General features: G+C 64.5%; 17 protein-coding genes. 9 read left to right on the top strand and 8 right to left on the bottom strand.

From position 1 onward, the window contains the following. Positions 1–42: 42 nt before the first annotated feature. On the bottom strand, positions 43–933 hold the full coding sequence (locus tag P3T18_RS32165; protein WP_429304004.1) for a helix-turn-helix domain-containing protein: 891 nt from the start codon (positions 931–933) through the stop codon (positions 43–45). Positions 934–1,109: 176 nt separating this feature from the next. On the opposite strand from P3T18_RS32165, the gene P3T18_RS32160 reads away from it, so the two are divergent. The 8 genes from P3T18_RS32160 (at position 1,110) to P3T18_RS32125 (ending at position 9,601) form a co-directional block, all read left to right on the top strand. Continuing rightward, entirely contained in the window at positions 1,110–2,009 is a 900-nt protein-coding gene (locus tag P3T18_RS32160; protein ID WP_429304003.1) for a DMT family transporter, read from the top strand. A 575-nt stretch (positions 2,010–2,584) separates the two neighbouring features. Continuing rightward, positions 2,585–3,301: an ABC transporter permease gene (locus P3T18_RS32155; protein ID WP_429304002.1), complete on the top strand. Its 717-nt coding sequence runs from the start codon at positions 2,585–2,587 to the stop codon at positions 3,299–3,301. Next, a complete protein-coding gene (locus P3T18_RS32150; RefSeq protein WP_429304001.1) occupies positions 3,298–4,230 on the top strand; it encodes a glycine betaine ABC transporter substrate-binding protein in 933 nt (310 codons plus the stop codon). Before P3T18_RS32155 ends, P3T18_RS32150 begins: the two co-directional genes overlap by 4 nt. A 14-nt stretch (positions 4,231–4,244) precedes the next feature. Then, positions 4,245–4,898, top strand: a complete 654-nt coding sequence (locus tag P3T18_RS32145; RefSeq protein WP_429304000.1) for an ABC transporter permease — start codon at positions 4,245–4,247, stop codon at positions 4,896–4,898. Further along, positions 4,895–6,097 (top strand): betaine/proline/choline family ABC transporter ATP-binding protein, encoded by a 1,203-nt coding sequence (locus P3T18_RS32140; protein ID WP_429303999.1) that lies wholly within the window; start codon positions 4,895–4,897, stop codon positions 6,095–6,097. The genes P3T18_RS32145 and P3T18_RS32140 overlap by 4 nt, the downstream gene beginning before the upstream one ends. A gap of 215 nt (positions 6,098–6,312) precedes the next feature. Next, complete coding sequence (locus P3T18_RS32135) at positions 6,313–8,523, top strand: hypothetical protein (RefSeq protein WP_429303998.1); 2,211 nt, start codon at positions 6,313–6,315, stop codon at positions 8,521–8,523. Positions 8,524–8,627: 104 nt separating this feature from the next. Next, positions 8,628–8,894 carry a hypothetical protein gene (locus P3T18_RS32130; RefSeq protein ID WP_429303997.1) on the top strand — a complete coding sequence of 89 codons (267 nt, stop codon included), beginning with the start codon at positions 8,628–8,630 and terminating at the stop codon, positions 8,892–8,894. A gap of 107 nt (positions 8,895–9,001) precedes the next feature. Continuing rightward, positions 9,002–9,601 carry a LysE family translocator gene (locus tag P3T18_RS32125; protein ID WP_429303996.1) on the top strand — a complete coding sequence of 200 codons (600 nt, stop codon included), beginning with the start codon at positions 9,002–9,004 and terminating at the stop codon, positions 9,599–9,601. 26 nt (positions 9,602–9,627) lie between these two features. Here P3T18_RS32125 and P3T18_RS32120 read toward each other — a convergent pair whose 3' ends face one another. From P3T18_RS32120 to P3T18_RS32100, 5 genes are all read right to left on the bottom strand, one after another. Continuing rightward, positions 9,628–10,851 carry a winged helix-turn-helix domain-containing protein gene (locus P3T18_RS32120; RefSeq protein ID WP_429303995.1) on the bottom strand — a complete coding sequence of 408 codons (1,224 nt, stop codon included), beginning with the start codon at positions 10,849–10,851 and terminating at the stop codon, positions 9,628–9,630. Positions 10,852–10,885: 34 nt separating this feature from the next. Further along, positions 10,886–12,601: an FAD-dependent oxidoreductase gene (locus tag P3T18_RS32115; RefSeq protein ID WP_429303994.1), complete on the bottom strand. Its 1,716-nt coding sequence runs from the start codon at positions 12,599–12,601 to the stop codon at positions 10,886–10,888. 92 nt (positions 12,602–12,693) lie between these two features. Continuing rightward, positions 12,694–13,686, bottom strand: a complete 993-nt coding sequence (locus P3T18_RS32110; RefSeq protein ID WP_429303993.1) for a DedA family protein/thiosulfate sulfurtransferase GlpE — start codon at positions 13,684–13,686, stop codon at positions 12,694–12,696. A gap of 291 nt (positions 13,687–13,977) precedes the next feature. Next, positions 13,978–14,229, bottom strand: coding sequence for a hypothetical protein (locus P3T18_RS32105; protein WP_035560791.1), 252 nt, complete (start codon positions 14,227–14,229; stop codon positions 13,978–13,980). 460 nt (positions 14,230–14,689) lie between these two features. Further along, positions 14,690–16,351, bottom strand: a complete 1,662-nt coding sequence (locus P3T18_RS32100; protein ID WP_429303992.1) for a methyl-accepting chemotaxis protein — start codon at positions 16,349–16,351, stop codon at positions 14,690–14,692. 300 nt (positions 16,352–16,651) lie between these two features. Here P3T18_RS32100 and P3T18_RS32095 point away from each other — a divergent pair, with 300 nt between their 5' ends. Then, the gene (locus P3T18_RS32095) at positions 16,652–20,089 is read left to right on the top strand and encodes an ATP-binding protein (protein WP_429303991.1); all 3,438 of its coding nucleotides are present in this window, start codon (positions 16,652–16,654) and stop codon (positions 20,087–20,089) included. Here the strand turns inward: P3T18_RS32095 and P3T18_RS32090 are convergent. Both P3T18_RS32090 and P3T18_RS32085 read right to left on the bottom strand, forming a co-directional pair. Continuing rightward, positions 20,086–20,487, bottom strand: a complete 402-nt coding sequence (locus P3T18_RS32090) for a RidA family protein (RefSeq protein ID WP_429303990.1) — start codon at positions 20,485–20,487, stop codon at positions 20,086–20,088. The two genes, P3T18_RS32095 and P3T18_RS32090, sit on opposite strands and share 4 nt — an antisense overlap. 68 nt (positions 20,488–20,555) lie before the next feature. Next, the gene (locus tag P3T18_RS32085; RefSeq protein WP_429303989.1) at positions 20,556–21,500 is read right to left on the bottom strand and encodes an alpha/beta hydrolase family protein; all 945 of its coding nucleotides are present in this window, start codon (positions 21,498–21,500) and stop codon (positions 20,556–20,558) included.

The raw sequence follows: 21,500 nt of genomic DNA, 5'->3' as shown, positions 1-21,500 counted from the left end.
CCGTCACGCAAAACGACAGCCGGTGCCGGCCGATGAAAACAGTCAGCCGCCCACCACCTGCCGGTACACCGTAGGCGCCACGCCGACGCGCTCGCGAAAGCGATGGCTGAAGTGGCTGGCGTTGGCATAGCCGCATTGTTCGGCGACGAGCGCGAGCGGCAACGACGTAGTGCGCAGCAGCGTGCGTGCGCGCTCGATCCGCTCCTGCGCGATCCATGCCGCGGGCGGCAAACCGAACGACGTGCGGAACATCCGCGCGAGGTGAAACTCCGATAAACCCGCGACGCTCGCCAGCGCGCCGAGTGTCAGCGGCTCGGCCAGATGGCTCTCGATGTAGTCGCGCAAACGACGCCGCGTGGCCACCGGCAAACCACCCTTCGGCGATGAGTCCGCGCGCCGCACGCCTTGCGCGCGAAGCAGCAGGCTGAGCACCTGATGCGCGGTTTCGTTGCTGCGCAGCAGGCCGTCCGGGTTCTGCCAGTTTTCGTTGGCGAGCCTCTGGCACAGGCTCGCAATGCGGGGATCTTCGAAATAGGTGCGATCGGCCAGCGTGAGTTCGCGCGGCTCGCGGTCGAGTTCCTGCACGGCGCGCTGCGTGAAATGTTCCGGCAGGAAATACAGATGCATGAAGTGCATATGGCCGCGCACCCACCAGCGCGACTCGTGTTCACCGGGCAACGCACACAGCCGCGCCGGCGCACCGTAGCGGCCGGGCATTTTCTGACGTTCGGTGCGATAGCCGCCGTCCAGATAGCACGAGAGCGTGTGATGTCCGGGGCGATCGTAGACGGTCTCGGCTTCTTCGGTGTCGCGTGTCCAGATGGCGACGGCCAGACGGTCGCCGAGCCACGCAAAGCGATCGAGATGGGCGTCCGCGCTGCGCAGCGTGTGACACACCGACTGAAGGCCGAAGGGCGCTTCAAGCGAGTTCATCACGGAGGCGGGCGGGTTGGCGTTCAAGGCGCGAGCAGCGATCAGGGACAGGCCTCAGTATACGGCGCGGCAACGGGCGCGGCTTGCGTCCACGAAAAAATGCGCAAGTTTGGACAAGTGCCGGGAGCGGGCTCACGGCATAGTCGAACCTCCGTTTTCAATGCCGTAGGTTTGCCATGAATCTGTCGCTCTATGCCGTCACCGTTCTCATCTGGGGTACCACCTGGCTGGCGATCAAATGGCAACTCGGCACCGTGCCGCCGCCCGTGTCGATTGCATGGCGCTTCTGGATCGCGGCCGTCGTACTGTTCGCCCTGCTGCGCTTGATGCGCCGTCCGATCTGGCCGCCGCGCGCCGCCTGGCGCTATCTCGTGGCGCAAGGACTGGCGCTGTTCTGCCTGAACTTTCTGTGCTTCTACTACGCTGAACAGACCGTGCCGAGCGGCCTGGTGGCGGTGGTGTTTTCCATCGCGCCGTTGATGAACTCGCTGAACGGCCGTCTGTTCATGGGACGACCGTTGCAACCCACTGCGATTGCGGGCGCGCTGCTGGGACTGCTCGGCATCGTCTGCCTGTTCGTGCAGCAGATGGCCGGGCACACGACGAATCACGCCGAATGGGTCGGTCTCGCGGTCGCGTTTCTCGGCACGCTCTGTTTTTCCGCCGGCAGCCTGTTGTCGAGCCGGATGCAGTCGATGGGTCTGCATCCCTTCGCCACCAACAGCTGGGCGATGATGATCGGCGCGAGCATCCTGACCGTCGGCAGTCTGGTGGCTGGCTACTCGTTCGATATCGAGCCCACAGTGCGTTATGTCGGCGCGCTCGGGTACCTCGCCATCTTCGGATCGGTGATCGGCTTCACGGCGTATCTGATGCTGGTGGGCCGTATCGGTCCGGAGCGCGCGGCGTACTGCACGGTGCTGTTTCCGATCGTGGCGCTGGCGGCGTCGACGGTATTCGAGGGCTACCAGTGGTCAGCGCTGGCCGTGTTCGGACTCGTGCTCGTGCTGGCCGGCAATCTGGTCGCCTTCGATCTCACCAAACGGATTTTCGTGCGGCGCGTTCGGGCCTCCTGACGACCGCCCGATCGCGCTACGGTGAGACTATTCGGGAGCCCATCGCGTGCCGTTCGCCGCGCGATGGGCATGCGCTTTGGCGCGCAGACGGGTAAAAATGACACGCGTCGGGCAGAGCCCGGACAAAAAAGTGGGCAAAGCGACAGCACGACAATGTTGCCGCGAGCCTGCGCGGTAAGTCCCTCACCGTCGGCCTGACATCCGCTCATCGATTTGACGAAAATTTGCCGTCAGATCCCGAAAAGCGAATCGAAACAGGCGAAAAACCGACCGAACACGACGTGCAACGCCGTCCTGGATCGGGACATTTTCCATCTCTCCTTAGCGCGGCGACACGCCCGTTCACCGCGCGTGCCCATGGTGCTGGCACCGGATTTGCTACCCGGTATGTCACCGGGAGCGCTCGCGCATTGCGCACACGTCGCTCTCGCGCCGAGGCGAAAGCATCGTCCCGGCACCATTCGGTTCAACTCGCGGCTCGTGCCGCGTCCCGAACTTCCCATTCGCAGCGTCGTCACGACGCCTGTGCGGCGCGGCCGGTCTCGCGCGTCGCCCGAACCAGGAGGCGCACCTTCATGATTCAACGTCCTGCCAGACTGATCGGCAGTCTTGTCGCCATCGGCATCGTCGTCGCGTTGCTATGCAGCGCGATCGAGCCTAGCGCGCTGCGTCAGTACGCGCCAGATCTGGTCTATTACACCAAGCGGCATTTGCTGCTGGTGGGCTATTCGATGGCGCTGGCGCTGCTGGTCGGCATTCCTGCCGGCATGTTGCTGAGCCGTCCGTCCTTCGCGCGTCATGCCGAGCGCTTCATGCAGATTTTCAACATCGGCAATACGGTGCCGTCGCTCGCCGTGCTGGCCATCGCCCTCGGCATCTTCGGTATCGGCGACATGCCGGCGCTCGTCGCGTTGTTTCTCGCGTCGCTGCTGCCGATCACCCGTAACGCCTACGAAGGCATGAAAAACGTGTCGCCCGCCTTGCGTGAAGCCGCGCGCGGGATCGGCATGACGGGTTGGCAGTCGCTCATGCGCGTCGAATTGCCCAACGCGATGCCGATCATTATCGGTGGCGTACGCACGGCGCTGGCCATCAACGTAGGGAGCGCGCCGCTTGCGTATCTGATCGGCGCGGACAGCCTCGGCACGCTGATTTTTCCGGGCATTTATCTGAACAACCAGCAGCAACTTCTGCTCGGCGCCGCCGCCACCGCGATTCTCGCGCTGGTGCTCGACGGTATCGTCTCGGCCAGCAGCCGCTATCTGCTCGCGCGACGCGGGGTGACGGCATGACGACGCGACTGGAATGCAAAACGCGCGCCGCGACATCCGCGTTCAAGCGCGGTGGACGTTGGCTCGCAATCGGCGCGGCGCTCGTCACGAGTCTCCATGCGGGCGCGGCGACGCTCGTGCTCGGCGGCAAGAACTTCACCGAGCAATACGTGCTGGCGGAAATCACCTCGCAATATCTGAAGTCGAAGGGCTATACGGTCGATACCCGCACCGGACTCGGCAGCGTGTTGTTGCGCAGCGCCCAGGAGAACGGTCAGGTGGATATAACGTGGGAATACACCGGCACGGCCGCGCTCGTGTATGACAAGCTCACCGAGAAGCTCGATCCGAAAGCGATGTACGAACGCGTCAAGGCGCTCGACGCGCCGCGCGGACTCGTGTGGCTCGACGCTTCGCCGTTGAACAACACCTACGCGCTCGGCTTGCCGCAGCAGGTGGCGCAGCAAACCGGCATCCGCACGATCTCGCAACTCGCCGCCAAACTGAAGGCCGAGCCGAAGCAGAAGCACGTGTTCGCGATGGACGCCGAGTTCGCCAATCGTCCGGACGGATTGAAGCCGCTCGAAGCGGCGTACGGCATGAACTTCAGCCGCGCGGAAACACGTCAGATGGACCCTGGCCTCGTCTACACGGCCCTGCATAACAACCAGGTGCCGATCGGCCTGATCTACACCACGGACGGCCGCGTGAAGGGCTTCAACATCGTGGCGCTCGAAGACGATCGCCATTATTTCCCCGCGTATAACGCGACGCCGGTGGTGCGCAAGCCGATCCTCGATCAGAACCCGCAACTCGCCACGCAGTTGAACGCGCTTTCCGGCGCGCTGAACAACGACACTATGCTGGAGATGAACAAGCAGGTCGATATCGACGGCAAACCGGTGCGCGACGTGGCCGCGGATTTCCTGCGCACGCACAAGCTGCCCTGAGCGGAGACCTACTCATGACTGTATTCGACTATCTGTCCGCCAACTGGCCCGAACTGCTGCAACTCACGGCACAGCACGTGTGGCTGGTGGGCATCGCGGTGGGCTGCGCGATTCTCGTCGGCGTTCCGTTGGGCATCCTGATCAATCGACACGAATGGCTGGCGGCGCCTTTGCTGAGCATTGCAACCGTGGTGCTGACCTTGCCGTCGATCGCGTTGTTCGGGCTGATGATTCCGGTGTTCTCGCGCTTCGGCCAGGGCATCGGCGCGGTGCCGGCGATCACCGCCGTGTTCCTTTATTCGCTATTGCCGATCATGCGCAACACCTACCTCGCGTTGCGCAATGTCGACGCCGGCATCAAGGAAGCGGGCATCGGCATCGGCATGACCGTGTGGCAGCGTCTGCGTCTCGTCGACCTGCCGCTCGCCGTGCCGGTGATTCTCGGCGGCGTGCGCACGGCCGTGGTGATGAACATCGGCGTGATGACGATTGCCGCCGTGATCGGCGCGGGCGGTCTGGGCAACCTGATCATTCGCGCGATCGGCCAAAGCAACATGATGAAACTACTGGTGGGCGCCGTGCTCGTGAGCTTGCTCGCGATCGTCGCCGACTTGCTGCTGCAGGCGTTGCAACGTCTGCTGACACCGAAGGGAGTACAAAAGACATGATCGAACTCGACAAACTGACCAAGACGTTTACGCAGAAAGACGGCCAGCAGGTGCGTGCCGTCGACTCGGTAAGCCTGAGCGTCGGCGAAGGAGAAATCTGCGTGTTTCTCGGACCGTCGGGCTGCGGCAAAACCACCACGCTGAAGATGATCAACCGGCTGATCGAGCCGACCTCGGGCCGCGTGCTGATCAATGGCGAAGACACTTCCGGCTTGAACGAGGTGGAGTTGCGCCGTCACATCGGTTACGTGATCCAGCAGATCGGCCTTTTCCCGAACATGACGATCGAGGAAAACATCACGGTCGTGCCGCGTCTGCTGGGCTGGGACAAGAAGCGTTGCCGCGAGCGCGCGACCGAGTTGATGTCGATGGTCGCGCTCGATCCGAAGCAATACCTGAAGCGCTATCCGCGCGAATTGTCGGGTGGTCAGCAACAGCGGATCGGCGTAATTCGTGCGCTCGCCGCCGATCCGCCCGTGCTGCTGATGGACGAGCCGTTCGGCGCCGTCGATCCGATCAATCGCGAATCGATCCAGAACGAGTTCTTCCAGATGCAGCGTCAGTTGAACAAGACGGTCATCATGGTGAGCCACGATATCGACGAAGCCATCAAGCTCGGCGACCGCGTTGCCGTGTTCCGTCGCGGCCAACTGGTGCAATACGATCATCCGGATACGCTGCTGGCTCACCCGCGCGACGAATTCGTCGGCGCGTTCGTGGGACAGGACAGCACGCTCAAGCGTCTGTTGCTGGTGAAGGCCGGCGACGCCGCGACGCAGCCGGAAACCGCGCGCGCCGACACGCCGCTCGCCAACGCATTCCAGATGATGGACGACAGCGATAGCCGCTATCTGACGATTGTCGACGGCGACCAGCAGGCGCTCGGCTACGTGACGCGCCGTGCAGCGCGCGCGGGGCAGGGCGTGTGCGGCGAGCATCTCACGCCGTTCAAGGCGACCGTGAGCACCGACGAAAATCTGCGCATCGTGTTGTCGAAGATGTACCAGTTCAATTCGTCGTGGATGCCGGTGATGGACGGCGACGGGCGCTATGTCGGCGAAGTCACGCAGGATTCGATTGCCGATTACCTGAGTTCGGGCCGCTCGCGTCGCCAGACCGGTCAGCCGGCGATCGTGTCGCCGGCGGTGGTGGCGGCGGAAGCGGCAGCGCAGGCAGCCGCGGCGTCGGAACACGCCTGAGCGTAGAAGACCAGGCAAACGCATGCAGGCATGCGAGCGCGTCATCCGATTCACGCTCGCATGCTTCATCGACCCACTTTCGAAGCGCGCAAATGAATACGGCACGGCAAATGTCGGCATTGCCGCATATAACTATGCGCTTCGAATTATTTAATGCAGAGGCAAGCCCTTTGCCATTTTTTTAGCAATAAATTTCCGCCTTCTTCCGTGCGAGCATGCAATGCCCCTCGCAAGGAAACACCGTGACACTCCCATTCCGCATTGGTGTAGCAGCCGTGCTCTTACAGAGCCTGCTGCCGCTCGGCGCGTCCGCGCAATCGCAACTGACTTACTCCACGTCGTGGATCGGCAACAGCTTCGGTTTCGGTGACGGCAAATGGATGCAGCAGGATATCCAGGCGATCAGCGTCGGTGTCGACGGCACCGTGTACACGAATGCGCCGTGGGACGAAAGCGGCAGCGAGATCGCGGCCTATCGTGCGGGCGACAAGATCGCCGTCGCCGGGTCGACGCACGGCTGGGGCAACACGGGCGGCGACGCCATCGCGACGAACCACAGCTATCTCTATGCCGCCATGTCGATCGGCAACGAGAGCAATGGCCTGGTCGGCGCGGATTTTCCGCCGGCCAATCTGACGTGGTACGGCATCACGCGCCGCACGCTCGCCAATCTGGCGACAGGTGCGCCGTTCACCGGCGGCATCGGCAACAGCGCCAACGCGACGAAGAACAGTTTCCTGCTGCTCAACGCCGCGGCGACCGGCACCGACGCCAGCGTGCGCGGGCTCGCCGCGACCGACAGCGAGGTGTATGTCGCGGACACGGCGAACAGCCGCATTCTGGTCTACGACGCCAATTCGATGCAGCGTCTGCGTTCGTGGAACGTGCCATCGCCCGGACGCCTCGCCGTGGATACCGATTCGACCTTGTGGGTGATGAGCGGCGTTTCATCGGGAAACCTAAGCATCGTTCATTACAGCGCGAACGGCGCGTTGCTCGCCGGCACGGTGCCGCTGCCCGCGGGAACGGTGCCCACCGATATCGCCGTGGCACCATCGGGGCAGATTCTCGTCGCGGATAACGGACCGCTCCAGCAGATTCTCGTCTACACGAAAGATGCGAACGGCGCGCTGCAGGCGGGCGCGTCGATCGGCACGCGCAACGGCATGTTTCATGTCGTGAAGGGCGCGCCGGGCAATGGACGTTTCAACGGCATCACGGGGATCGGCGTCGACGCGTCCGGCAATCTCTATGTCGCGCAGAACGGCGAAGGACCACGCCCCATTGGCTCGGCTTCGGTCGGACAAGGCGCGGTGCTGGAGAGCTACGTGTTCAACTCGCGCGCGCTGAACTGGCGGTTGTACGGACTGACCTTTGTCGACGGCGCCGCGTTCGATCCGGCCACGCCGAACTCCGTCTACACAGGTTCGAAGCGCTTCACGCTCGACTACAGTCAGCCGGCAGGACACGAATGGTCGTACGCGGCATTCACACTCGACCGTTTCGACTATCCCGACGACCCGGCCTTCCACCAGCCGCGCGGCGTGCGCGGCGAGCCGATGGTGCGCCGCTTCGACGGTCGGCGTTTTCTCTACACGCTCGATCCCGGCGCGCATTATCTGAACGTGTATCGATTCGACAGCGCGCATGGCGAGATGGCGATTCCATCCGGCCTGCTGGCGCAGAATCCGCTGCCGGGCAACTGGCCGGCCGGCCAACCGACGTACGGCGAATGGCTGTGGCGCGACAGCAATGGCAACGGCGTGGTGGACGCGAGCGAGATCAGCAGCAATCCGTCGACGGGCAGCACGGTCGGTAACGGCTTCTGGTGGGTCGATATGCCGGGCAACGTGTGGCTCGCCACGCCCATGAGCGGGATCCGCGAAATGCCGTTGCAGGGGCTCGATTCCGCGGGCAACCCGATCTACAGCTACGCCAGTTCGACGATGTTCGCGATGCCGCAACCGTTCACGCGAATCGCACGCATCGTCTATATCGCGCAGACCGACACGATGTACGTTTCCGGCTTCACGGCCGCGATTCCGTGGGATGCGACGCACTGGAAAGAGGCCGGCCCGGTGCTCGCGCGTTACGACAACTGGCGTTCCGGCACACCCGCTCTGCAATACGCCATCGCGTTGCCCTGGAATACGCAGAGCAGTCCGCAAACGACGACGGTCGGCGTGGCGGTGGCGGGCAACTATGTGTTCGTGGCCGAGTTGTACACCGCGAAGGTGGACGTCTACGATGCGCGCACGGGGCAGGCCGTCGGCTACATGACGCCCGGCGCGAGCGTCGGCAATACGACCGGCTGGGTGGACGTGTATCTCGGCATCAGCGCGGCGCAGCGGGACAACGGCGAGTACGTCGTGCTGCTCGAAGACGACGCGCGCGCAAAAATCCTGATGTACCGTTGGACACCCTGACTCCCTCCGCGAAGGACCGGCATGGACGGCGACGCACGATCGGTATATAACAACATGAAAGGATGGCTTGTTCACCGGTGCATCAACAGGAGCGAAGTTTCATCATGACGCAAGACGTTTCGCCAACACCACCCACGGGCGATCGCCCCGACCTCGATCACCTCGAGCATCTCGACGCCGCGCTGAGTCACGTCGATCAGCAGGTGTCGTCCGGCAGCATTGCTTCGGGCGCCGCCAAGGGCATTCTGTATAGCCTGATCGAAACGCTCGGCGCGTTCGTCGGCGATCCCGATCTGCCCGAGCATGCGCGCTCGGGCTACGAAGGTCTGCTCGAAGCCGCGCGCGAACTGCGCGCGAAACTCGACCACTGAGTCACGCGGCGCGCCGCCTTTTTCGCCTGGCGGTGCGCGCCGCGATGGTTCGGCTGTCCACACACTGTGATAAAAAGGGCGCACTGTTCTCAAACACCGCGCTTTTTATGCTCTCCGTTTCCGCTGTCGCGATGCTCGCCATTGGCATCGTCGTCGTGCTCATCACGCCGGGTCCCACCAACACGCTGCTGGCTGCCGCTGGTTTGCGCCAGGGCGTACAACGCTCGCTGCCGCTGATCGCCGCCGAACTCGCGGGCTATCTGATATCGATTTCCGTGTGGGGACGTTTTCTCGCGCAGGCCGCACACGCATTGCCGTGGCTGCCTTCGCTGCTGCGTGTGGCAAGCGGCGTGTACATCGCGTATCTGGCCGTCGACATGTGGCGCGCGGCCGTCGCCTTGCCCGTTTCGACGCAGCGCGCGAGCGGCCTGCGTACGTTGTTCGTCGCGACCTTGCTCAACCCGAAAGGCTTGCTGTTCGCCGGCACGATCTTTCCGGCTATCGCGTTCGCGCATTGGCCGGCGTATTTCGCGGCGATGTCGATTTTCGCCTGCCTGCTGGTGCCGATCGCGCTCGCATGGATTGCGTTCGGCGCGGCGCTCGGCAGCGGCAAGCTCGCCTGGCTGAATCCGGTGAAGGTGCAGCGGGGGGCGTCGATCGTGCTGGGCGTGTTCTCGCTGTCGCTGGCGTGGGCGGCGTTGCATTGAATGGCGCGCGCTTGGCGCCGTGACGCTTAAGCTTCCTGAGCGCTCTCTGCGGTCAGCGCATCCAGCCAGTCGCGCGGCGCTGACGCGACCTCCACTTGCGGCGTACCGTGCCAATCCGCGCAGCGCTGCAAGGCGCGCCGCAGGTCGCCCGCCAGACGCGCGCTCAAGCGCACGCCTGGCTCGATATGGAGCGACTTCAATTCGAAGACGCCTTGCGTGCGATGCGCTTTCGCATCCACACGACCCACCAGACGGCCGCGACTCAGCAACGGTAAGACGAAATAGCCGTATTTGCGCTTTGCCGCCGGCGTGTAGCACTCGATCGCGTAGTCGAAATCGAATAGCGCGGCGGCCCGCTTGCGATCCCACACCACGGGATCGAACGGCGAGAGCACCGTGGTGACGGTCGAGGCGAGTTTGCCGTTCGCCGCATCGTCGATCATCGGCGCGTATTCGCGATGAACGAACGTGTCCTGCTTCCAGCCTTCCACCTGCACGGGAATCAGTTCGCCGCGATCGGCGAGTGCGTGTAAGTCCTCGCGATACGGGCGGCGCGGCAAGCGGTAGTAATCGGCGACCCAGTCGGCGCGCACCACGCCGAGCGTGCGGCACGTGCGGCGCAAGATTTCCTCGGTCACGCTCTGTGCGGGCGGCAGATCGCGGGCGTCGTTCCAGTCGGGCAGTACGCGTTCGGTCACGTCGTAGACACGATGAAAATTGCGCCGCTCGGCCACCATCAATTCGCCGATCGCGAACAGCACTTCGAGATGACGTTTCTCCGGCTTCCAGTCCCACCAGCCGTTGCCTTTGCCCGCTTCGCGCGCGAAATCCGCCGAGCGCACCGGGCCGGTCGCGCGGATATGCGCGAGCAGCAGGTCGATCTCCTTGCGATATTGCTTGTGCCATTCGCCGGCGTATTTCCAGCCCATGCCGCTCGGGTCGAGCATGCGGTGACGCAGCAGCCGGTAATCTTCGGTCGGCACGAAACAGGCTTCGTGCGACCAGTATTCGAACAGATTGCCTTCGGCGAGATGTTCGTCGAGCCATTGCTGCGGATACGCGCCGATCCGGCTGAACAGCACCAGATAGGGACTGCGCGCCACCACGTGAATGGTGTCGATCTGCAGTTGCGCCATGCGGCGGATCGCGTCGAGCACGTCCGCCTTCACGGCCTTGCGGCGTGGCGGCGCCAGCAGACCTTGCGCGGCCAGATGGAGGGTGCGGGCGGCGGAGAGCGGTAGCGTCTTCAAACTGGCGCGTGACGTGTCGACAGACGACGCCGTATCAGGCGCCGAGCGCGACGGCTTCGCCAGCCGACACCGCGAGCAGTTGATGAATCTGCGCGACCACTGCCGCGCCTTCGCCGACCGCCGCAGCGACGCGTTTGGTCGAACCGGCACGCGCATCGCCGATGGCGTACACGCCTTCGACCGAGGTGGCGAGATCGCACACCGAGGCGTTGTCAGTGGCGTTCGTGCCGGTCAGCACGAAGCCTTTTTCGTCCAGTTCCACGCCGCAGGTGCGCAGCCAGTCGGTGTTCGGGTCCGCGCCGGTGAAGAGGAACAGATGTCGCGCGTCGATGTGGTCGGTGCCGTCCGGCAGCGCGCGTTTCAGCACGACCGAGGACAGACCGCTGTCGTCCGATTCGAGACGGCCGATTTCCGAGTTCGGATGGACGAACACATTCGGCAGCGAACGGATGCGGTCGATCAGATAGCGCGACATGGTCGCCTCGAAACCGCTGCGGCGGATCAGTACGTGAACTTTGGCGGCGTGCGTGGCCAGATAGACGATGGCCTGGCCCGCCGAGTTGCCGCCGCCCACCAGGACCACTTCCGCGCGCTTGCACAGCTTGGCTTCCACCGGCGAAGCCCAGTAATAGACGCCGCGTCCTTCGAACCGGTCGAGGCCTTCGAGCGCCGGACGGCGATACACCGCGCCGCTCGCGATCACGATGGCGCGCGCGCTGATATGGCCGCCGCATTTCAGTTCCAGCCGATGCGGCGAGTCCGCGCAATGCAGTGCCTTGACGTTGACCGGAATGGCGACGTGCGCGCCGAACTTCTGCGCCTGCACGAACGCTCGGCCCGCCAGCGCCTGGCCGGAGATGCCGGTCGGGAAGCCGAGGTAGTTTTCGATGCGCGAACTGGCGCCGGCCTGGCCGCCCGGCGCGCGGCTATCGAGCACGATCACCGAGAGCCCTTCGGACGCCGCGTAAACGGCCGTGGCCAGCCCCGCGGGACCGGCGCCGACGATCGCCACGTCATACACGTGGGCGTCGTCGAGATCGGGCAGCAGGCCGAGACAGGTGGCCAGCTCCGGCATGCTCGGATGGCGCAGCACCGAGCCGTCCGGACAGATCACCAGCGGCATGTCGTCTTTTTCGGCGGCGAACTGTTCGATCAGACGCAGCGCGTCTTCGTCGCGTTCGTCGATGACCGAATGCGGGTGGCCGTTGCGCGACAGAAAACCTTGCAGCATGACGAGACGGCTGTCGTTGCTGCTGCCGATCAGGATCGGACCGCCCGCGCCCTTTTCGATCAGCGAGACGCGGCGCAGGATCAGCGCGCGCATGATGCGCTCGCCGAGTTCGGCTTCCGCGACGATCAGCGCACGCAGTTGAACCGGCGGGATCAGCAGCGCGTCGACCGCGCTCATGGCCATGCCGTTGACGAGCGCAGGGCGGCCCGACAATTGACCGACTTCCGCCAGAAAATGCCCGGCGCCATGCTCGCCGATCACGACTTCGCGCCCGATGCCGTCGCGTTGGTACACCTTCACGCGTCCTTCGAGCACCACGAACATGCCGGGGCCGGTGTAGCCGGTTTCGAACAGCAATTCGCCGGCTTCCCAGTGACCCACTTCGCCGAACTTGCGCAGCCGCTTGATTTCTTCGCAGGTGAGTGCGGGGAACATCTGATGCATGCGTGTTGCGAGCGACGAAAACGGCGCGTCGGCGACAACCGTTTGTTGTCCTTCAGCTTCTTGAGTCGACAGCATTGAACCGCTCCTTCTGTGTTCATCCTGATTGATCGACACGTGGGCGGAAGCGGCGCGGGCGCGTGAAACGCGCGAATAGGGGCGCTGCTGCGCTACACGGCCTTGGGCGCGATATCGTCCACCGCCACTTCGGGCGGCGGCGTGTCGGGCAGCGCATCCACCGGCTTGCCCGAGTCGCGCCAGGCTTCCATGCCGCCGCGCAACGGCAGCACGTCGGAGAAGCCGGCTTCGTTCATCTGCTTGGCCATCCATGCCGCGGAAATCTCGTTCGGGCAGGAACAGTAAATCACCACTTTCTGATCGTGCGGGTAGGTCGCGATGATCTCGTCGAGCTGACGTTCGTCGGCGAATTGCGAACCCGGGATCACGAAAGGATCGAGCTTACGCTTTTCCTGTGAACGGATATCGAACAGCACCGGCGTTTTGCCGGCCGACACCAGCGTGGCCAGTTCGTCGATTTCGATGCGTTGCGACGCGAGCGTGGCCGTCAACTGACGGCGGCGATACCAGCGGTAGCCGGCATACAGAACCAGCAGCGCGAGCGCGACCAGCGCGGCGGTACGGCCCAGACGTCCGGCCATGGCGAACAGCATGTCGATCTGCTGCGCGAACAGTGCGCCGATGATCAGGCCGGTGCCCGACCACAAGGCGGCGCCGATGCTGTCGTAGGTCAGGAAAGTGCGGTAGCGCGTACCCATTGCACCGGCCATCGGAATCGAAACGATCGAAAGGCCGGGGACGAATTTCGCCACCGCCAGCACCCGGACGCCCCAGCGTCCGAAAAAACGTTCTGTCTTTTTCACGCAGGTGTCGCGCGAGAGCGACAGCCGGCAAATCGTTTTCAGCGTATTTCCGCCGTAGGTGCGGCCAGCCAGATACCACGCGCTGTCGCCGATCAGCGTGGCGAAGATCGACAGAATCAGAACCGGCATCAATTGCGTGCCGACGGAACCGGGATGCATGGCGGCCATCGCCCCGAACAGCACCAGTGACGGCATCGCCGGCACCGGCAGCCCGAGCGAAGCCGCCAGCACGTTGACGAAGACGAGCGCCGGCCCATATTGCTCGACAAGATCATGTAGCATCGGCTTACATCCGCTGCCCTTTCGGGAGCGTCGCAGGTAGGAAAACGAAAGAGATGCAAGGATTATGGACGCATTTTCGAGACGTGCAACTGACTCGAAAACTTGACCACGATTGGGAATTGCTGGACAAAGCCCGGCGCACGCGGGCATGCGGATTGAATCTCCGGCAAGGCCGTGCCGATCTACGGATTTTTGTCAGTTTCTAGTGTGTTTTGACAACGGATGACGCAGGCCCGCGCGAGCGTGCCGGGCGCCGCCGCGACGCTTTGTGCGAGCGGCGCCTGCCTGAACTTACTGGCGATGGTTGTGCTGTTCGCCCGGCAGTTCGGCGCCGTGTGCGCGGATTGCCGCGATCAGCTCTGCCGGCGTAATTTCGTAGCGCACTTCGCGGTGAATGCCAGGCTTGCGCTCATCGACTTCGACCAGAAGAATGCCTTTGCCGTCTTCGGTCGATTCGAGGCGCAGCGAGCGGAGTTCGCGCGCCGTTGCGTCGTCGTATTCGGTGAGCAGGGCCATTGACCCGGAAGACCCGGTAGTGCGCATCGAGTTGTCCTCGTTCCGTTGATGTTCGATCCATTGTACGGGCGTCCGGCCCGGAAGGCGCGGCGCGTGTCGCGCGACGCTCACACCCTGGAAGCCGGCGCCTGCCGGCCGTTACCGCTCCGTGCGTGGCGCAGCGCGTTACCTGGCGCGGCTCGCCGCCGCATGCCGGTCTGTGCGCCCGACTGTCATATCCAGTTTAACGCGACTCCGCGAAACGACGGCTGCATTTTTCGTGCCCCGTGGCGGTGCACCGTATGCCTGCGCGACTGTCACGGCGGTGACGTGCGCGTCGGCTAGGGAACGGCCGGTCGCGGCTTCAAAAAAAAGCCCGTCCACAATGGGACGGGCTTCTAAACGCCGTTGTTACTCGGGTCAGCCGGCCCATCCAACGGTTGGGCGCTGACCACTCCATCGTGCTTGGCCAATACTGGACTGTCGAGGTGGGAGTAACGCCGATCTATCAGACCAATGCCGACTCCTGCGCCTCGCGGACCGGCGCGGCGAGCCGCGCGGCGGCGATGCCGGCGCTCGTCGGCGGAGTGGCGGCCGCGCGTGCGGGCGTTGCGTCGGCGACGGTGAACAGGCGCACGGCCTCGTCGAGTACGTCGGCCTGTTCCGCGAGACGTTGCGCGGTCGCCGCGGCCTGCTCGACCAGCGTGGCGTTCTGCTGCGTGGCGCCGTCCAGATGCGAGACCGCCTGATTGACCTGGCGAATGCCTTCGGCCTGCTCGCTGCTCGCGTTCGCCACTTCCACGATGATCGACGACACGCGGCTCACGGCTTCGTCGATCACGCGCATTTGCGAGGTGGTCCGTGCAACCAGTTCGGTGCCGAGCGCCACTTCGGTTGCACTTGCCTCGACCACGGTTTTGATTTCCTTCGACGACGCCGCGCAGCGTTGCGCCAGCATCCGCACTTCGCCCGCGACCACCGCGAACGAGCGGCCCGCTTCGCCGGCACGCGCGGCTTCGACGGCGGCGTTCAGCGCGAGAATGTTGGTCTGGAAGGCAATGCCGTCGATGACGCCGGTGATATCCGCGATACGTTTGGAGGCGGCCGTGATGCCGGCCATGGTCTGCTCGACCTGGCCGGCGATCTTGCCGCCTTCCGCCGCTGCCGCTTGCGCGTCTTTCGCCAGATCGAGCGCGCGCACGCTGGCGTCGGCGTTGGCCTGAACGGTCGTGGTCAGTTCGTCCATGGTGGCGGCTGTTTCTTCGAGCGAAGCCGCCTGCAATTCCGTGCGCCGCGCGAGGTCGACATTGCCGCTCGAAATTTCCCGCGCGTTGTCGAGCATGCCGGTGATCTGCGCGCGCACGTCGTAGACGATGGCCGCGAGATTCGCCTTCAGCTGGTTGAGCGCCTGCAGTACGTCGCCAAGGTCGTCGTGACGCTCGATCGTCAGATCGGCGGTCAGATCGCCCGCGGCGAGGCGGGTGGCGAAGCCCGACATATCGCGGATCGGCGCGCCGAGTTGACGGGCCAGCAATCGCCAGGACAGCAGGCTGAACAGCGCCGTGACGCCGAAGGCCGCCCAGAACGGCGCGGGCGGCGCGCCGCGCCAGCCGGCGAGGCCGGTCAGCAGCAGGGCCAGCGGCGTGATGGCATAGCCGAGCGCGGCGCGCGTGGCGACCGGCAGACGCATTAGCGATTGCAATCGCCCCAGCACGCCCGTGCGCACCACGACGCCGCGCCGCAGCCGGAACGCGCGCGATTCGCCGCTGCGGATTCGCGCGTACAGCGCCTCGGTTTCGCGGACCTCGTTGCGTTGCGGCTTCACGCGTACGCTCAGATAGCCGACGATCGCGCCTTTCTCGACGACCGGCGTGACGTTGGCCTGCACCCAGTAGTGATCGCCGTTCTTGCGGCGGTTCTTGACGAGCGCGGTCCACGGGCGGCCGTCGCGGATCGTTGCCCACATGTCGGCGAAGGCTTCGCGCGGCATATCCGGATGACGGATCAGGTTATGCGGCTGACCGATCAGCTCTTCGCGCGAAAAACCGGAGACGGCGATGAAGGCCGGATTGCAGTACTGGATGCGGCCCGTCAGGTCGGTGGCGGACACCAGCATCTGTGACGAAGGGAATTCGTATTCTTGCCCGCTGACGGGCTGGTTGTTGCGCATGGCTTTCCTTGCAGTGCGTCCGCGCGAACGCGGTCCTTACAGCTATGCAAGGATTAACGGCAATAACCCCCAGCACTTTAGGGTTTCCCAGTAAACCACTCAGGTTTAGCCGTCTTTGCGCCGTTAATGCAGAGTTGCTTTCCGGATCTTTCGCATCGCCGCCGGCCGCAGACGAGCGCCAGTCGACGCGTCGCGCCGGTGCGTCAAAAGCGCTACACTGCGCCGGTATAAGGCCTGCAGACGCATTTCGTGCCGTCGACGACAGCGGTCTGCCGGTGCACCCGTCCTCCTGGCGAGCCGATGCAGAAAGTCCTCGATCGCACTACAGCGTCGCTGGCAAACGCGTTCGCGTCGCTTGCCGAGAGCGCGAAACGTCAGCGGCGTGCGTATCTGGCAGCGACCGGCGCGCTGATGCTGCTGGTCGTGATCGTCGCGTTGCTGCTGGCCGCGCTGGCCGCGAAGAATCAGCTCGACTACCGGCGCGTCATCGCCATTCAGAACGCCCGCGACATTTCCCTCCTTCTGCATCGCGAAGCATTGCGTCTGCGTAACGCGGAATTCACGCTCGACTACTACCACGACACTGCCAACGTGCTGCCGGTGGACAACGGCATCGAAGCGTCGATCCGGCGCGACGGCTATGCGCGCGGCACGGTCGACCGGCTCGATGCCTCGTTCGATCTGCTGGTGGACGACGCCACGCGCGCGGCATGGGGCCCGCAACTGGGCACGAACCTCTGGCGGCTTTACGAAGCCACGCGCGCCACGCTGACCAGCCAGCTCTCCGACGAACCGGCGCGTCGCGCGATGCTGATCGGACTGACGCGCAACTACGCGGCAATCATGCCGTCGCTCGGGCAGGCCACGAACGGCGGCGCGAGTTCGCCGCCGCCGCTGCGGCCGGCGATCATCGGCACGCTGCGCGAGGGCGTCGAACGCGAATTGCTGGCGCAAACCGGCGAGCGTCTGCCGCGCAAGGGCGAGCAAGTCTGGGTAGGTCCGTATCGCGATCCGCTGCAAGGCCGGCGCGTCGTCTCGGCCGTCAGCGTCTACTACGACGGCGATCGACCCAGCGTGCTGATCGTCATGAGCATTCCGGTGGACGTGCTGGCGGCGCATCTGGAGCGGCCCACGCACGAAGGTTCGCTTCTGCTGACCACGGCCGCTCATCGGCTGGTGGTTGCGTCGCCGCCGCTAGGCGCGGTGATCGAAGCGAAGTTGCTGGATCTGGCGGCGCGCTCTCCTTCCGGCAAGTACCTTTACACGCGCGACGGCGTCGTGCTCAGCGAGCCGCTGACGACCGGCCTCGGCTCGCTGGTGGGCTACATCTCGTGGCCTTCGATGCTCGCCATACTCAGCGGCCAGCTGACCTTGCTGGCCGGCGCGGCGCTGCTGATCCTGCTGGCGATCGCGGCGATGTCGCGCTTCTGGGGGCTGCGTCTGTTGCGCAAGACGTTTGAGGAGACGTCGCGCGCGTTGCAAAGCGAGACCCTGAATCATGTGCTCGTCAGCGCGACGCCGGTCGGCTTGTGCATCGTGCGGCAAGGCAATTACTCGATCATCACCGCCAACGAGCCGGCCGTTGCGCTGTTGAAGCTGGAGCCGGGCGGCGCGCGTTTGCCGGCGCATATCGTCGGCGAGTTTTCAGCCCATGCGCAGGATCCTGCTTCGAGCGCCGAACTGACGACCATGACGGCATTCGTCGCGCCCGCGCAAGCTTTGCCGGCCGGCGACAGCGCGGCGGGCGGCGGCCGGTTCCTGCAGTTCACCTACGCGCCGGCGCGCTATGCCGGCGAAGACGTGTTGTTCTGCGCCATTCTCGACGTGACCGCGCAACACGAACTCGAACAGCAGTTGCGCCTCGCGCAGCAGACCAGCGACGCAATGCTGCGCGCGCGCTCGAATTTCTTCGCCTCGATGAGTCATGAAATCCGCACGCCGTTGAATGCGTTGCTCGGCAATCTCGAACTGTTCGCCCGCACGCCGGGACTCGACGCCCACGCGCAGCGGCTCGGCACGTTGAACGTCGCGGCCGACGCATTGCGCCGCATCGTCGACGATATTCTCGACTTCTCGAAGATCGACGCGGGCGAGATGAAGCTGGTCAGCGAACCGTTCCGTCTGATCGACGCCTTCGAGAACATCGCGCTGTCCTACGCGCCGATCAAAGCCGATCAGGCGATCCGCTTCTACGCCTTGCTGTCGCCTACGCTCGATTGTGTGATGCAGGGCGATCGCACGCGCATAGCGCAGATCGTGAATAACCTGCTGAGCAACGCATTCAAATTCACGCTGCGCGGCAAGATCGTTCTGACGGCGCAACTGCAAGACGATGCCCATGGACGTCCGGTTCTCGTATGCCGGGTCAGCGATTCGGGCATCGGCATGGATCAGGCGCTGGTCGCGCGCGTTTTCAGGCCGTTCGAGCAAGGCGATCCGGGCACGTCGAGCCGCTTCGGCGGCACCGGCCTGGGGCTGTCCATCTGCGAACGGCTGTGCAAGCTGATGGGCGGCCATATCGACGTGGAAAGCGTGGCGGGCGTCGGCAGCGCGTTCAGCGTCTCGATTCCGCTGACGGCCGTGCATGACGCGTCGGCGAAGGTGGCATCCGACGCGCCCGCGCATCGCGGGTCCGTGCTCGTGGTGTGTCAGGAACCCGACGCCGGTGAACTGATCGGCGAATGGCTACAGCGTGCCGGTTGGACGGCGCATGCGGTGACATCGGTGGACAGCGCGCGGTCACGATTGCAAGCGAGCCGCCCGGACGCGTTGGTGATGACCGGCGAATATTCCCTCGACGAGCTTGCCGAACTGCGCGCCGTCCAGGCGACCGGCGTCGCGTGGATCACGCGCAGCGGTCCGCATCGGCCCGTCGTGCGGGCAGACGGTGTGCTGGAAGTGACGAGCTTCAGTCACGCGGCAATTCTCGCGGCGGTCGAACTGGCGGCTTCCGGTGCAAACCTCACGGACCACGCCGACCTGTCGGAGAGCGGCAAGCGCGCGCCGCCACCGCCGCCGGCGTTCGATCCCGCGCTGCGAGGTTTGAAGGTTCTGATTGCAGAAGACAATCCTTTGATCCAGACGTTGATCGTCGAACAACTCGACACGCTGGGTTGCGCGCCGACGATCACGAAGGACGGGCGCGAGGCGCTGGCGGCATTCGACGCGGCCACCTTCGACGTGGTGCTGACCGACATTCACATGCCGCTCATGGACGGCCATGAGTTGCTCGACGCGCTGCATCGGCTGAATGCCGGTTTGCCGGTGCTGGCTTTCACGGCGGTGACCGATCAGCGGCAAAACGAAGGATGGCTCGAGCGCGGATTCGACGGCTGCGTCGCCAAGCCCGCTTCGCTGAGCGAACTCGAAGCGGCGCTGCTGGCCGTCGTCGCGGGACGCACGCCATCGCCAGCCGAGGCTGCGCAGCCTGCCACCGCGCTGAATCCGCACGACAAGGCGCGCTTCACGGCGATGCTGCGCACGCATTTGCAAAGCGATCTGCCGAAGCTGCTGACCATCGTCGACGAGGAAAATCAGCAGTCGCTGCGCGACTGGGCGCACAGCGCGTCCGGTGCGTTCATGGTCGTGCAGGAGACGCAGTTCGCCCACCAATGCCGCGAGTTGCAAAGGCTGTGCGACCGCAGCGAAAGCTGGACGACCGAGATGGACGAACGCGCCATCTCGCTGCACGAAGCGCTATGTGACCGCTTCGGACTCGACGAAGCGTCGACGCATTAGGCTGGTCGTTTTGCGATGAAGTCGATTTCGACCAGCGCGTCGCGGGCGAGGCCGGTCACGCCGATGCAGGTGCGGGCGGGCAGTGCGTCGGCGGGGAAATAGGCGCGGTAGATCGCGTTCATCGAAGCGTAGTCGCGCTTGAACTCGGTCAGGAAAATGCGCGCGGCGACGACGTGCTGCAAACCGAGCCCGACGCCTTGCAGGACGAGCACGAGGTTGTCCATGACACGCTGCGTTTGCGCGACCACACCTTCCGGCAGCGGCGCGTCGTCGTCGGTGGGCGAGGTCGGCATCTGGCCGGTCACGAAGACCCAGCCGTCGCTTTCCGTGGCGTGAGAAAACGGGCCGACGGGTGTCGGCGCGGAAGGAACCATCCAGAAGGTTGGACTTGAGGTCATGATGCGGTCGCCTTTATGCCTTTCGAAAGTCGGGTTGCTAGCCTAACCGATCAAAAGTGGGCGAGGTGTCATGAGTTCGAGTTGGCTGGGGGCGTGCTTTGTCTGAGCGGCACGATCGGCGCGAGAAACTGCTCGACATGCGGCAGCCAGATCGGGATCGAACGGTCCACCGCGAACATGCCGTGGCCGTCGCGGCCGAATTGCGGTTCCAGTACGAATTCGCCGTGTCCGCCGGCCGACTGGAACGCCGCGAACCAGCTTTTCACGACATCGGGCGCGAAGTATTGATCGTTTTCGACGTAGTGCCATAGGACGGGGACTCGCGTGGTCGACGCAAAGTGAGTGATGGTCTGCGCCATCTTGTCCGGCCCGCACGGCGCGCCGGGATGACGCGAGGGATTGCCGCCGCGTCCGCCGGAGAAATTGACCACCGCCACGAGCCCCTTCGGCGCATAGCTGGCCGCTGCGAGCGACGCGAAGCCGCCCGCCGACTGACCTACCAGCACCACTTTGTTCGGGTCCACTTGCGGCAAGGTGTTGGCGAAGGCGATGGTCGCGAGCAGGTCTTGCGCTGTTTCACGTCCGGCGCGTTCGAAATCGGGGTTCTGGCACGAACCGATGTCTTCCGCATAGCTGCCGCCGGTTGCGCCATAGCCGCGCCGGATCGGCACGATCACGGCGAAACCGAGGTTCACGAACTGCCGAATCTGCGCGAGCTTGCGGTAGCGGCCGATCTTGAAGCGGTCGTGAGGATTGGGCGGGCTGCCGTGACTCAGCACGATCAGCGGAAACGGCCCGGCGCCAACGGGCATGTACGTGGTGGCGACGATATTGCGGGTGTGGTCGCCGAACAGGCCGTGCTCGGTCATGGGAACGGCGACGACCGTCTCGTGCAAATCGTCGGCGATCGGATCGCGTTCGTCGGCGTCGGCGTGCGGTATGACCGCGACGACCAAAGCAGCCGCACACAGCGTCCTGGCGATCACGCTTTCGGAACGCCGGGAACGTTTCAC

Source organism: Paraburkholderia sp. GAS199 (assembly GCF_050436585.1).
In the GTDB taxonomy this organism is placed as follows: Bacteria; Pseudomonadota; Gammaproteobacteria; order Burkholderiales; family Burkholderiaceae; genus Paraburkholderia.
The sequence above is the reverse complement of the archived record's forward strand: the minus strand, read 5'-3'. Positions and strand labels throughout refer to the sequence as shown.

What these genes read in the sequence shown, in the direction of transcription:
- P3T18_RS32100 (WP_429303992.1), bottom strand. Translation starts at nt 16,351, where the DNA reads ATGCGCAACAACCAGCCCGTCAGCGGGCAAGAATACGAATTCCCTTCG.
- P3T18_RS32110 (WP_429303993.1), bottom strand. Translation starts at nt 13,686, where the DNA reads ATGCTACATGATCTTGTCGAGCAATATGGGCCGGCGCTCGTCTTCGTC.
- P3T18_RS32150 (WP_429304001.1), top strand. Translation starts at nt 3,298, where the DNA reads ATGACGACGCGACTGGAATGCAAAACGCGCGCCGCGACATCCGCGTTC.
- P3T18_RS32105 (WP_035560791.1), bottom strand. Translation starts at nt 14,229, where the DNA reads ATGCGCACTACCGGGTCTTCCGGGTCAATGGCCCTGCTCACCGAATAC.
- P3T18_RS32140 (WP_429303999.1), top strand. Translation starts at nt 4,895, where the DNA reads ATGATCGAACTCGACAAACTGACCAAGACGTTTACGCAGAAAGACGGC.
- P3T18_RS32090 (WP_429303990.1), bottom strand. Translation starts at nt 20,487, where the DNA reads ATGACCTCAAGTCCAACCTTCTGGATGGTTCCTTCCGCGCCGACACCC.
- P3T18_RS32130 (WP_429303997.1), top strand. Translation starts at nt 8,628, where the DNA reads ATGACGCAAGACGTTTCGCCAACACCACCCACGGGCGATCGCCCCGAC.
- P3T18_RS32095 (WP_429303991.1), top strand. Translation starts at nt 16,652, where the DNA reads ATGCAGAAAGTCCTCGATCGCACTACAGCGTCGCTGGCAAACGCGTTC.
- P3T18_RS32145 (WP_429304000.1), top strand. Translation starts at nt 4,245, where the DNA reads ATGACTGTATTCGACTATCTGTCCGCCAACTGGCCCGAACTGCTGCAA.
- P3T18_RS32135 (WP_429303998.1), top strand. Translation starts at nt 6,313, where the DNA reads ATGCAATGCCCCTCGCAAGGAAACACCGTGACACTCCCATTCCGCATT.
- P3T18_RS32115 (WP_429303994.1), bottom strand. Translation starts at nt 12,601, where the DNA reads ATGCTGTCGACTCAAGAAGCTGAAGGACAACAAACGGTTGTCGCCGAC.
- P3T18_RS32155 (WP_429304002.1), top strand. Translation starts at nt 2,585, where the DNA reads ATGATTCAACGTCCTGCCAGACTGATCGGCAGTCTTGTCGCCATCGGC.
- P3T18_RS32160 (WP_429304003.1), top strand. Translation starts at nt 1,110, where the DNA reads ATGAATCTGTCGCTCTATGCCGTCACCGTTCTCATCTGGGGTACCACC.
- P3T18_RS32165 (WP_429304004.1), bottom strand. Translation starts at nt 933, where the DNA reads ATGAACTCGCTTGAAGCGCCCTTCGGCCTTCAGTCGGTGTGTCACACG.
- P3T18_RS32125 (WP_429303996.1), top strand. Translation starts at nt 9,002, where the DNA reads ATGCTCTCCGTTTCCGCTGTCGCGATGCTCGCCATTGGCATCGTCGTC.